Annotated in this window: 9 protein-coding genes and 2 pseudogenes; 3 read left to right on the top strand and 8 right to left on the bottom strand. The window is 74.9% G+C overall.

Annotated features, from left to right (window positions below):
• Window positions 1-38: 38 nt before the first annotated feature.
• Window positions 39-689, top strand: a complete 651-nt coding sequence (locus ACWENR_RS00850) for a pyridoxine/pyridoxamine 5'-phosphate oxidase (RefSeq protein WP_452274996.1) — start codon at window positions 39-41, stop codon at window positions 687-689.
• Between the two features lie 3 nt (window positions 690-692).
• Here the strand turns inward: ACWENR_RS00850 and ACWENR_RS00845 are convergent.
• The 5 genes and pseudogenes from ACWENR_RS00845 to mca form a co-directional block, all read right to left on the bottom strand.
• Window positions 693-1,397: pseudogene (locus ACWENR_RS00845) on the bottom strand (hypothetical protein); the annotation flags it as partial.
• 59 nt (window positions 1,398-1,456) lie between these two features.
• Window positions 1,457-2,744, bottom strand: a pseudogene (locus tag ACWENR_RS00840) (thioredoxin domain-containing protein); the annotation flags it as partial.
• 40 nt (window positions 2,745-2,784) lie between these two features.
• Entirely contained in the window at window positions 2,785-5,316 is a 2,532-nt protein-coding gene (locus ACWENR_RS00835) for a putative bifunctional diguanylate cyclase/phosphodiesterase (protein ID WP_452274995.1), read from the bottom strand.
• Window positions 5,317-5,494: 178 nt separating this feature from the next.
• The gene (locus tag ACWENR_RS00830) at window positions 5,495-5,788 is read right to left on the bottom strand and encodes a hypothetical protein (RefSeq protein WP_452274994.1); all 294 of its coding nucleotides are present in this window, start codon (window positions 5,786-5,788) and stop codon (window positions 5,495-5,497) included.
• 48 nt (window positions 5,789-5,836) lie between these two features.
• Complete coding sequence (gene mca, locus ACWENR_RS00825) at window positions 5,837-6,718, bottom strand: mycothiol conjugate amidase Mca (RefSeq protein WP_452274993.1); 882 nt, start codon at window positions 6,716-6,718, stop codon at window positions 5,837-5,839.
• A 192-nt stretch (window positions 6,719-6,910) separates the two neighbouring features.
• Between mca and ACWENR_RS00820 the strand changes: the two genes are divergently transcribed.
• Window positions 6,911-7,342 (top strand): DUF4307 domain-containing protein, encoded by a 432-nt coding sequence (locus ACWENR_RS00820; protein ID WP_452274992.1) that lies wholly within the window; start codon window positions 6,911-6,913, stop codon window positions 7,340-7,342.
• Between the two features lie 150 nt (window positions 7,343-7,492).
• Complete coding sequence (greA, locus tag ACWENR_RS00815) at window positions 7,493-7,990, top strand: transcription elongation factor GreA (RefSeq protein ID WP_091097597.1); 498 nt, start codon at window positions 7,493-7,495, stop codon at window positions 7,988-7,990.
• Window positions 7,991-8,059: 69 nt separating this feature from the next.
• On the opposite strand, the gene ilvA is transcribed toward greA, so the two are convergent.
• The 3 genes from ilvA to ACWENR_RS00800 are packed head-to-tail and all read right to left on the bottom strand — an operon-like array spanning window position 8,060 to window position 11,887.
• Entirely contained in the window at window positions 8,060-9,280 is a 1,221-nt protein-coding gene (gene ilvA / locus ACWENR_RS00810) for a threonine ammonia-lyase (RefSeq protein ID WP_452274991.1), read from the bottom strand.
• Window positions 9,281-9,330: 50 nt separating this feature from the next.
• Complete coding sequence (locus ACWENR_RS00805) at window positions 9,331-10,728, bottom strand: amidase (protein WP_452274990.1); 1,398 nt, start codon at window positions 10,726-10,728, stop codon at window positions 9,331-9,333.
• 16 nt (window positions 10,729-10,744) lie between these two features.
• Window positions 10,745-11,887: a cystathionine gamma-synthase gene (locus ACWENR_RS00800; RefSeq protein WP_452274989.1), complete on the bottom strand. Its 1,143-nt coding sequence runs from the start codon at window positions 11,885-11,887 to the stop codon at window positions 10,745-10,747.
• Window positions 11,888-11,993: the final 106 nt, after the last annotated feature.

Below are 11,993 nucleotides of genomic sequence, written 5' to 3'. Positions count from 1 at the left end.
CATCGAACACCGCGCGCCCGCCCTGGAAGGATCACGGCATGACGATCCGCGCCCTGCTCCGTGGCCTGCCGGTGCTCGCGCACGACATGCCGTCGTTCGAGCCCGCCGCCGCACCGGCCGATCCGCTGGCCCTCTTCGTCGAGTGGATCACCGGCGCGATCGACGCCGGCGTCGACGAGCCGCACGCGATGACCGTCGCCACCGTCGACGCCGACGGCATGCCGGACGCCAGGGTGCTGATCCTGAAGGACCTCGACGAGGCCGGCTGGCACTTCGCCACCAGCTCGGCCAGCGCCAAGGGCCGCCAGCTCGCCGCCAACCCGCTCACCGCGCTCAGCTTCCACTGGCGCGAGCAGGGCCGCCAGGTCCGGGTTCGGGGCGTCGCCACCGCGGCGGACCCCGCCGTGTCGCGGGCCGACTTCCTGGCCCGGCCCGACGGGTCCCGGGCGGCCGGCCTGGCCGGCCGGCAGAGCGACGTGCTCGCCGACCCCGCCGAGCTGGACCGTGAGCTGGCCCGGGTCCGGGAACGGCTGGCCGCCGACCCCGGCCTCGTCGCGGGGACGCACACCGTCTACGCCGTCGCGCCGCACAGCGTCGAGTTCTGGCAGGCGGACGCGCAGCGCCGGCACGTCCGGCTGCGCTACCGCCGCGCCGGCGCGGGCTGGGACCGCGAGCTGCTCTGGCCGTGAGCGTCAGCGCCGGCCGAGCTGACCGACCAGGTCGTCCACCGTCGTCACCGGGCGTTCGCAGACGAAACCCCGGCAGGCGTACGCGGTGGGCCGCCCGTCGACCATCGGCCGGTCGGCGAGCAGGGGCACGCCGTCCTGGCCCGGGCGGCCCGCCACGATCACCGCGCCGGGCGGGGCGTGCCGGTGCGCCGCCGCGACCAGCGGGTCGCCGGTCGGCTCGTCGGTGACCACGGCGATCTCGTACGGCCCGGAGAGCAGCGCCTCGCCGACGGTGGCCGCGTAGCCGGTGAACCGGGCGTGCCGGCCGACGATCGGCGCCACCGTCGACAGGGCCGCCTCGGCCGCCTCCCGGTAGCGGGTCTCGCCGGTCAGCGCCGCGTACGCGACGAGCGCCGCGACGATCGCGGAGCGCCCGGACGGGGTGGCGTTGTCGGTGGGGTCGGCCGGGCGGGAGACCAGCCGCTCGGCGTCGTCGGCGGTGTCGTAGAACCCCCCGCCGGGGGCGGCGAAGCGCTCCAGCGCGACGTCGAGCAGGTCACGGGCCAGCGTCAGCCAGCGCCCCTCCCCGGTGAGCTGGTGCAGCGCGCAGAACGCCTCGGCCACGCAGCCGTGGTCCTCCAGCACGCCGGCCGGCTCGCCGACGACGCCCGCCCGGGAGACCCGGCGCAGCCGCCCGTCGACGACGTGCCGGTCGGCGAGCACCTCGCCGACGCGGACGGCCGCGGCGGCGGTGACCGGGTCGCCGGTGAGCGCGCTGTGCTCGACCAGCGCGGTGACCGCGAGCCCGTTCCAGGAGGCGACCACCTTGTCGTCGCGGGCGGGTTGGGGCCGGGCGTCGCGGACCTCGCGCAGCCGGGCCCGGACCCGCTCCCAGCGGGCGGCCACCTCGGGGGCGACGTCGTCCACGTCGCGGGCCAGCCGCAGCACGCTGGTGCGGTGCTCGGCGCCCTCCCCCGCGTCCGGGGCGCCGCCCTGCGGCGCGGCGACGGGATGGAGGGCGAAGTTGCCGGCCTCGGTGACCGCGAACAGGTCGGCGGCGAAGCGGCCGTCCTCCTCCCCCAGCGCCTCGACGAGCTGGGCCGGCGTCCAGGTGTAGGTCAGGCCCTCGACGCCCTCGGTGTCCGCGTCCAGCGCCGACGCGAGGCCGCCCTCGGGCGTGCCCAGGTCGTCGATCATGAAGGCGGCGGTCTCGGCGGCGACCCGGGCGGCGAGCGGGTCGCCGGTCAGCCGCCAGAGCTGGGTGTACGCCCGCAGCAGCAGCGCGTTGTCGTAGAGCATCTTCTCGAAGTGCGGCACGGTCCAGTGCTCGTCGACCGAATAGCGGGCGAAGCCGCCGGCGAGCTGGTCGTAGATGCCGCCGCGGGCCATCGCCTCGCAGGTGTGCCGGGCGATCTCCAGGCTGCGCGCCGAGCCGGTGCGCTGGTGGTGGCGGAGCAGGAAGAGCAGGTTCATGTGCGGCGGGAACTTGGGCGCGCCGCCGAAGCCGCCGTGCGTCTCGTCGTACTCCTCGGCGAGCCGGTCGGCCGCGGCGTCGAGCAGCGCGGCGTCCAGCGGGGCGGTGGGGCCGCCCACGGCCTGGGCGCCGCCGATCGCCTCGACCACGGCGGCGCCCTGCCTGACCACGGCGTCGCGCTGGTCCCGCCAGGCGGCGGCCACCGACTGGAGCAGCCGGACGAAGTTGGGTCGGGGGAAGTAGGTGCCGCAGAAGAACGGGGTGCCGTCGGGCGTGGCGAAGACGGTCATCGGCCAGCCGCCCTGCCCGGTCATCGCCTGGGTGGCGGTCATGTAGACGGCGTCGACGTCGGGGCGCTCCTCGCGGTCCACCTTGATCGACACGAAGTCGTCGTTCATCAGGGCGCCGACCTGCTCGTTCTCGAACGACTCGTGGGCCATCACGTGACACCAGTGGCAGGCGGCGTAGCCGACCGAGATGATCACCGGCACGTCGCGCCGCTTCGCCTCGGCGAACGCCTCGTCGCACCACGGCCACCAGTCGACCGGGTTGTCGGCGTGCTGGAGCAGGTAGGGCGAGGTGGCGTCCGCGAGTCGGTTCACCCGACGACCATAACCACCCCCGGGCGCGCCCGCCGGACGGTCAGGAGGCCCCGTCGGCGCGCAGCGGGAAGACGTTGGGGCGGGCCTCGTCGAGCAGGGTGCCGAGCACCGCGCCGATCTTGTCCGCCGGCATCGGCTTGAAGAAGTGGTATCCCTGGGCGGCGGTGCAGCCCAGCTCGGCCAGGGCCGACCGCTGCTCGGCGGTCTCCACGCCCTCGGCGACCACCCGCAGCCCCAGCTCGTGGGCCAGCCCGACGGTGGTCCGCACGATCGCCGCCGCCTCCGGCGAGTCGGCCATCCGGATCACGAAGGAGCGGTCCACCTTGAGCTCGTCCACGGCGATCCGGGTGAGGAACGTCAGCGAGGAGAAGCCGGTGCCGAAGTCGTCGACGGCGAGCTGCACGCCCATCGACCGCAGCGTGGCGAGCACCTCGTCGATGACCTCCAGCTCGCTCATCACCACCGTCTCGGTGATCTCCAGGACCAGCCGGTCCGGCGGCACCCCGTGCCGCCGCAGCGCCTCGCCGATGTCGGCGGGCAGGCGGGGGTCGAGCAGGCTGCGCGCCGAGAGGTTGACCGAGATCGGCACGTCCAGCCCGTCGCGGGCCCAGCCGGCCGCCACGGCGAGCGCCTTGTCCAGCACGTAGCGGGTGAACGTGCCGAGCTGCTCGCTGTTCTCCACCGGGCGGATGAAGTCGTGCGGGCCGAGCCAGCCCCGGCGCGGGTGCCGCCAGCGGATCAGCGCCTCCACCCCGGTCGGCGCGCCGGTGGCCAGGTCGACCGCCGGCTGCAACGCCAGCACCAGCTGGTCGTCGGTCTTGAGCGCCTCGCGCAGCTCGGCCAGCAGGGCCAGCTGGTCGGTGCTCGCGGCGTCCCGGGTGGCGTCGTACGCGGCGACGCTGCCGCCGCCCTCCTTGGCCTGGTACATCGCGATGTCGGCCCGGCGCAGCAGCTCGGTCAGGTCGGCGGTGCCGGCGTCGGCGACCACCACCCCGACGGAGACCTCGACGGACATCCGCACCCCGGCCACCTCGGTCGGCGCGGCCAGCCGCTCGGCGATCTCCCGGGCCTGCCGCAGCGCGTACGCCATCGGGGCCGTCCGGTCGCCGAGCACCGGGACCGACGTGAGCAGCAACGCGAACTCGTCGCCGCCGAGCCGGGCGAGCAGCTCGCCGGGGCGGGCGAGGGTGCCGAGCCGGTTCGCGGTCAGCCGCAGCAGCTGGTCGCCGGCGGCGTGCCCGAGGGTGTCGTTGACCTCCTTGAACTGGTCGATGTCGAGCAGCAGCAGCGCCACCGGGTGGTCGTGGGCGAGCTGCCGCAGCGCCTGGTCGCCCTTGCTGAGCAGGGCCGACCGGTTCACCAGCCCGGTGAGCTGGTCGTGCACCGCCTCGTACGACGAGCGGGCGGTGACCAGTCGCAGCTCCCGGTGGGTGGCGGCGTCGTGCAGGGCGGCGGCGAGGGCGTCGCCGTACGCGGCCACCGCGTCGCGTTCGCGGGCGCTCGGCGGCGCGGAGCGCGGGAAGCGCACCCGCAGCTCGCCGACCCGCGCGGCGCCAACGGTCAGGGTGCGGACCAGCTCGTGCTCCTCCGGGTCGGGCGGGCCCGGCGGCGCGACCTCCCGATCGACCAGGTGGCCGCCCGGGTCGCCCCGGTAGCGCCGCCACCGGCCGTCGCCCCGGGCGACGTCGACGTCGACGAGTTCGGCGTTGAACAACGCCAGCGCTCCGGTCACCGCCGCGGTGGCGACCCCCCGCTCGTCGAGCTGGTTGAGCGCGGCGGTGGCCTCGGCGAAGGCCCGCCAGGTGCGGCGCTCCTGGTCGGCGCGGAGCCGGTGCCGGTAGGTCTGCTGGAGCAGCCAGAGCGGCGGTGGGAGGAGCAGCAGCCAGTACGCGTCGAGCCCGAGCAGCGCCACCACGACCAGCCCGACGGCCACGTTGCCGACGAACATCGGCAGCTTGCCGCGGAGGGCGGCGAACAGCGGGGGGACGACCGGGATGCCGTGCCGCAGCGCCAGGGTGGCCCCGCCCAGCCAGGCGGTGGCGAGCAGGTAGGCCACCGACCCGGCGACCAGAGCCAGGGCGAGCGCCGGCGTCGGCGCGGCGAGCAGCGGCTCGCCGAGCGCGGTGGTGACCGCGACGGCCAGCGCGGTGGCGGCGGTCAGCGAGCCGGTGATCCGGACGACCTCCAGCACCGGCCGGCGGTCGCCCAGCAGCGACATCGCCGTCCAGGCGAGCCCGGCGCCGAGCAGCGCGGCGGAGGGCAGCCAGCCGCCGGGCGCGAGGTGGAGGCAGACGATCAGCGCGGCCTCGCCCCAGGTGATGCTCACCATGCCGGCGGCGGTGCGGAACCGCAGCCGGGCGAGCTGGGCGACGGCGATCACGATCACGGCGACGCCGAAGCGGGCCGGCCCCCCGAGGGGGTCGTCGTCGGGCAGGCGCGCCGGCAGGGTCCAGCCGACCGCGGCGACGACCAGGGCGGTCAGCGCGACGGCGGCGGTGAGCAGGAGCAGCCGTGGCGGGGTGCCACGGCCTTCGAGCCGGTCGGACGACTCGCCGGCCCTGCCGGAGGTCACCGATCCCCTCCGCCCGCGGGCCGGCCGCCGATACGCCGGGTGGCCGCTGCTGTGGTGGTCATCGGCGCCCCCTCCCGCGCACGGCTCGGGAACTCTTGGTCCCCCGGCGGAAGGCTAAGGCAAACCCGGTGGCCGCAACAGGGGGCGGCGACCGGGTTCGACGTGAATCATGCGTGGACTACCCGTTGCGGCGCTGCTGACGCCCGTCGGGAGCGCCGGCGGATGAATCCTGCGGCCCGGTCCCGTCTGTCGGATCGACGACTGTCGCGTCGGCCCGGCGCGGGTCGCCGGGCGCTCCCTGCGGGGGGAACCGGTCGGGCAGCCGCCGCAGCCGGGCGTTCATGTTGCGGATCAAAAGGACGGTGGCGGTCGCCAGAACCAGGATGAGGAAGAGGCCCATCGGCCCGGCCAGGCCACCCGTGCGGGTGTCCCCGAAGTTGTTCTGGGCGAGCACCTGTGCGGCGGTCAGCATGGCGTTCCTCCGGTGTGCGGTTGGTGACCAGGGTATCCCGCGGCCGGGTCAGCGGGCATGGACCGTCTCGCGCACGCCCGCGAAGAGGTCGGACTCGGGCAGCGGGCTGTCGACCAGCGACCGGACGAGCTCGAAGTCCTCCGTGGGCCAGGCGCGCCGCTGCACCTCCATCGGCACGTGGAACCAGAAGCCGTCCGGGTCGATCTGGGTGGCGTGGGCGCGCAGCGCGTCGTCGCGGACCGGGAAGTAGTCGGCGCACTCGACCCGGGTGGTGATCCGGGGGCCCTTGTCGGGCCGGTCGTCCCAGCGCTTGAGCCAGTCCTCGTAGGGCGACTCCAGGCCGGCGGCGAGCATCGCCTCGTGCAGCGCCATGATCTTGCCCTTGGAGAAGCCGATGTCGTAGTAGAGCTTGAGCGGCTGCCACGGCTCGCCCAGCTCCGGGTAGCGCCCCGGGTCGCCGGCCGCGTCGAAGGCGGCCACGCTGATCTTGTGGGTCATGATGTGGTCGGGGTGCGGGTAGCCGCCCTGCTCGTCGTAGGTGGTGACGACGTGCGGGCGGAACTGGCGCATCAGCCGCACCAGCGGGCCGGCCGCCACCTCGACCTCCTGCAGGGCGAAGCAGCCCTCCGGCAGCGGCGGCAGCGGGTCGCCCTCGGGCAGGCCGGAGTCGACGAAGCCGAGCCACGCCTGCTCGACGCCGAGGATGGCCCGCGCGGCGTCCATCTCGGCGCGGCGGATCTCGGCGATGTTGGCCCAGACGTCGGGGCGGTCCATCTTCGGGTTGAGCACGCTGCCGCGCTCACCGCCGGTGCACGTGACCACCAGGACGTCCACGCCCTCGGCCACGTATTTCGCGGTGGTGGCGGCACCCTTGCTCGACTCGTCGTCTGGGTGCGCGTGAACGGCCATCAGTCGCAGTCGCTCTGCCAACGTCGGCGCTCCTCGTCTCTGCCTCCCGGCGGACCCCCCGCGGGACCGCCCGGCTGACCTGCCGGAATCCTCCCCCCGCGCCGAGACCTGCCGGTGTCGACGTGTCATTCTTGACGACGGGACGGGCTGGGAGGATGGAACTCTGCCATTCTTGCCGATGCCGCCGACAACAACGCCAGGAGATACCCGCCGGTGACCGAGACGCACGCCACACCCACCACCGGCGCGCCGGTCTTCCCGCCCGGCCGCTACGGCCGCCGCCGGGAGTCCGGCCGCCGCCCGCTGCTGGCGGCGCTGCTGGCGGTCGCCCTCGTCGCGGCCCTCAGCCTGGTCGCGGTGCGGCTCTACCGGCAGTACGGCGACCCGAACTACGACGCCCAGGTGATCACCTACACCGAGATCACCGACAGCCAGGTGCTCGTCGACTTCCGGGTGACCGTGCCCGAGGGCGGCTCGGCGGTGTGCCTGCTGCGCGCCCGCGACCGCGCCGGCGCGGAGGTGGGCCGGGAGGAGGTCACGGTGACCGCCCCGGCCGGCCGGCGGCAGGTGACCACCCGGCACCGGCTGACCACCGACGCCCGGCCCTTCATCGGCGAGGTGGTGCGCTGCCGGCCCCCGGCCTGACCAGCCAGGACGCGGGCCGGGCGCGCCGGCACCACGAGCCGGCGGCGCCGAACGCGGCCCCGCCGGTGATCGTCCACACCCCGTGTCGTACCGCACTGGTAACTTGGAGTTTCACCTGTCAGCCAGCACGCACATCTGAGGAGATCGCCTGTGTCCACTGGCAACGAGGCGCCCGCCACCTGGCTGTCCCAGGACGCGTACGACCGGCTCCAGGCCGAGCTCGACGAGCTGATCGCCAACCGGCCGGTCATCGCCGCCGAGATCAACGCCCGGCGCGAGGAGGGCGACCTGCGGGAGAACGGTGGCTACCACGCTGCCCGCGAGGAGCAGGGCAAGGCCGAGGGGCGCATCCTCTATCTCAAGGAGCTGCTCCGCACCGCGCAGGTCGGCGAGGCGCCGACCGCCGACGTGGTGTCCCCCGGCATGGTCGTCACGATCTACTTCGACGACGACAAGGACGACACCGAGACGTTCCTGCTCGGCTCCCGGGAGATCGCCTCGACCACCGAGCTGACGGTCTACAGCCCCGAGTCGGCGCTGGGCAAGGCGATCCTGGGCGGGCGCGCCGGTCAGACCTGCACCTACACCGCCCCCAGCGGCGCCGACATCAAGGTGACCGTGGTCAGCTTCGAGCCGTTCTCCGGCTGACCCGCGTCGCCCGGGCCGAGCCCGGGCGACGACCCGCACGACCCCGCTGAGGCGTGGCACCCACCGGTGTCACGCCTCAGCCGCGAAGACCACCTGGTAGCCGCTGGCCCGCAGCGCGCTGATCAGCGTGTCGGAGTGCTCGACGCCGCGCGTCTCCACCGACAGCGCCACCTCCACCTCGCCCAGGCGCAGGTGCGGGTTGGCCCGCTGGTGCTCCACGTCCACCACGTTCGCCCGGTGCTCGGCGATCTCGCTGAGCAGGGAGGCGAGCTGCCCCGGGCGGTCCGAGCAGCGCACCGTCACCCGCAGGTAGCGGCCCGCCGCCGCGAGCCCGTGCTCGATCACCCGCAGCATCAGCAGCGGGTCGATGTTGCCGCCGGAGAGCACCGCCACCACGGGCGCCTGCACCTCGACCACGCCCGCGAGCAGCGCCGCCACGCCCACCGCGCCCGCCGGCTCCACCACCTGCTTGCCGCGCTCCAGCAGCATCAGCAGCGCCCGGGAGATGTCCTCCTCCGAGACCGTGACGATCTCGTCGACCAGCTTCCGGACGTGGGTGAAGGTCAGCTCCCCCGGCCGGCCGACGGCGATGCCGTCCGCGATCGTGCTGAACGACGGCAGGCGTACCGGCTCGCCGGCCACCAGGCTCGGCGGGAAGGCCGCCGCGCTGGCCGCCTGGACTCCGACGATCCGCACGTCGGGCCGCAGCGCCTTGGCCGCCACCGCCATGCCGGAGACCAGCCCGCCGCCGCCCACCCCCGTGATGATCGTCCTGACCTCGGGGCACTGTTCGAGGATCTCCAGGGCCACCGTGCCCTGGCCGGCGATCACGTCCCGGTGGTCGAACGGGTGGATCAGCGTCGCCCCCGTCCGCTCGGCGAAGCTCTGCGCCGCCACCAGGGACTCGTCGACGGTGTTGCCGACCAGTTCGACCTGGGCGCCGTAGCCCTTGGTGGCGGCGACCTTCGGCAGCGGCGCGTTCACCGGCATGAAGACCGTGGCGTGCGTGCCGACCAGGCCGGCGGCGAGCGCCACCCCCTGGGCGTGGTTGCCGGCGCTCGCCGCGACCACGCCGTTGGCCCGCTCCGCCGCCGACAGCCGGGAGATCCGCACGTACGCGCCGCGCACCTTGTAGGAGCCGGCGCGTTGCAGGTTCTCGCACTTGAGCCACGTCGGCCCGCCCAGCGCCGCGCTGAGCGGGCGGGAGGGCTCCAGCGGGGTGGTGCGGACGACGCCGGCGAGCAGTTCCCGCGCGGCCCGTACGTCGGCGAGACCGACCAGTTCCGTCATGCCCCTGATCGTGCCACCCGCCGCCCCAGCCGACGCGCGCACGCCACCCGTCAGACGGTGGCGGGAATGCGCGGGTAGCCGGGGGCGTGGCGGGACCAGGGGGCCTGCATCTCGAACTGCCCGGCGACGCCGAGCAGCAGCAGCTCCGAGCCGGGCGGGCCGATCAGCTGCACACCGACCGGCAGCCCGTCCGGGCGGCGGCCGACCGGCACCACCAGGGCGGGCAGGCCGGCGATGTTCCAGGGCGCGGCGAACGGGGCGTACCGGATGTTGGTCAGCATGTTGGCCCGCCAGGACCGGCCGGACCAGCTCTCGGCCGGCGGCGGCACGGTGGCCAGGGCGGGGGTGAGCAGCAGGTCGACCGAGTGGTCGGTGAAGAACCCGACCGAGCGCTCCCGCCAGGCGGCCCGGTCGGCCTCCCGGACGTACCCGCGCCGCTGCGCCCACTCGCCGAGGGCGACGTGCCGGCGGCTGCGCCGCTGGAGGCCGCGCCGGTCGAGCCCGGCGGCGCGGACGTCGGCGGCCGCCGCGGCGAACCAGGTCGCGATCCCCTGCAGGCCCAGCGCCGTCGGGTAGACCGGGTCGGCCGGCACGGTGTCGTGACCGGCGGCGGCCAGCAGCCGGCCGGCGGCGGCGACCGCGTCCCGGTTGGGGACGTCGGCGTGCACGCCGCGTACCGGCGAGCGGAGCGAGACGCCCACCCGCAGCCGCTGCGGCGGGACCAGCTTCTCCGGCCGGCGGCCGGCCAGCACCGAGAAGCCGACGGCCGCGTCGGCGACCGTGCTGGTGAGCATGCCGTGCTCGGTGAGGCCGAACCAGTCGTCCGCGCCGAGCTGGCAGGGGACCACGCCCCGGCCCGGCTTGAGCCCGACCAGGCCACAGCAGGCCGCCGGGATGCGGATCGACCCGAGGCCGTCGTTGCCGTGGGCGATCGGCACCAGCCCGGCGGCGACCGCGGCGGCGGCCCCGCCGGACGAGCCGCCGGGGGTGCGCCCGGTGTCCCAGGGGTTACGGGTGACGGCGGTCTCGTCGTCGGTGATGCCCCAGAGGCCGAGCTCCGGCATCCGGGTCACCCCGAGGATCACCGCGCCGGCGCCGCGCAGCCGGCGGACCACCTCGTGGTCGGCCTCCGCCACCGGCGTACGCACCGCGGCCGACCCGTTCCAGGTGGGCAGGCCGGCGACCGGGGTGTTCTCCTTGACCGCCACCGGCACCCCGGCCAGCGGCAGGTTGGCCAGGTCCTCCTGCTCGTCGACCTTCTCGGCCTCGGTGATCGCCTCCCCGCCGCGTACCGTGCGGAACGCGGCGAGGTCGGCGTCGACCCGGGCGATATGGTCCAGGTGGTCGGCGACGACCTGGGTGGCCGTGACGTCGCCCCGGCGTACGCCCCGGGCGATCTGCTTGGCGGTCGCCCCCACCCAGGTCGGCATGATGTCCTGCACGGCCACCCTCCCTCACCAGCGGTCAGCCCAGCGCCTGCTCCAGATCGGCGAGCAGGTCGTCGACCGTCTCGATGCCGACAGACAGTCGCACGAGATCGCCGGGAACTTCAAGCGGCGAGCCGGCAGCACTTGCGTGTGTCATCCGGCCCGGGTGCTCGATCAGGGATTCCACGCCGCCGAGCGACTCGGCGAGCACGAAGAGCTTGGCCCGGTTGCAGATCTCCACGGCGTGCTCCTCGCCGCCGGCGGCCCGGAACGAGATCATCCCGCCGAACCGGCGCATCTGCTTGGCGGCCACCTCGTGGCCCGGGTGCGAGGGCAGCCCCGGGTAGATGACCTGGCCGACCTTGGCGTGTCCGTCCAGGTAGGCCGCGATCCGCTCGGCGTTGTCGCAGTGCCGGTCCATGCGTACGCCCAGGGTCTTGATGCCCCGCAGGGTGAGCCACGCGTCGAAGGGGCCGTTGATCGCGCCCATCGCGTTCTGGTGGTAGCGCAGTTCCTCGCCGAGCCCGGCGTCGGCCGCGACCAGCGCCCCGCCGACCACGTCGGAGTGGCCGCCGACGTACTTGGTGGTGGAGTGCACCACCACGTCGGCGCCGTGCGCGATGGGCTGCTGGAGGTACGGCGAGGCGAAGGTGTTGTCGACCACCAGCAGGGCGCCCGCGTCGTGCGCGACGGCGGCCAGCGCGGCGATGTCGGCGATGCCGAGCAGCGGGTTGGTCGGGGTCTCCACCCAGACGATCTTCGTGCTGCCGGGGCGGACCGCGGCCCGGATCGCGTCCGGGTCGGAGACCTTGGCCGGGGTGAAGTCCAGCCCCCACCGCTCGGCGACCCGGGCGAAGAGCCGGTACGTGCCGCCGTACGCGTCGTCCGGGATCACCACGTGGTCGCCCGGCTTGCAGACGGTCCGCAGCAGGGTGTCCTCGGCGGCCAGGCCGCTGGCGAAGGCGAGCCCGACCGGGCCGCCCTCCAGCGCGGCGAGGCACTCCTGGAGCGCGTCGCGGGTCGGGTTGCCGGAGCGGCTGTACTCGTAGCCGAGCCGGGGCGCGCCGACGGCGTCCTGGGCGTAGGTGCTGGTCTGGTAGATCGGTGGGATCACCGCGCCGGTGCGGGCCTCGGGGTCCTGACCGGCGTGGATGGCGAGCGTCTCGAAGCCGTGACTCATTCCCGAGACGTTAGTCCGCGGTTCCGCCCGACGGGCACGGACGTGGCACCGCGCGCACTTCCCACCGTTGCTCCCCGGATTGTCCGGACGGCGTACGCCGGGGGGT

It is taken from the genome of Micromonospora sp. NPDC004336, from assembly GCF_053602615.1.
This window is presented reverse-complemented; position numbering and strand designations above follow the sequence as displayed.

Excerpts from the sequence above, each read along its gene's own strand:
- ACWENR_RS00850 (WP_452274996.1), top strand. The coding sequence starts at position 39 with ATGACGATCCGCGCCCTGCTCCGTGGCCTGCCGGTGCTCGCGCACGAC.
- ACWENR_RS00830 (WP_452274994.1), bottom strand. The coding sequence starts at position 5,788 with ATGCTGACCGCCGCACAGGTGCTCGCCCAGAACAACTTCGGGGACACC.
- ilvA (WP_452274991.1), bottom strand. The coding sequence starts at position 9,280 with ATGACGGAACTGGTCGGTCTCGCCGACGTACGGGCCGCGCGGGAACTG.
- ACWENR_RS00800 (WP_452274989.1), bottom strand. The coding sequence starts at position 11,887 with ATGAGTCACGGCTTCGAGACGCTCGCCATCCACGCCGGTCAGGACCCC.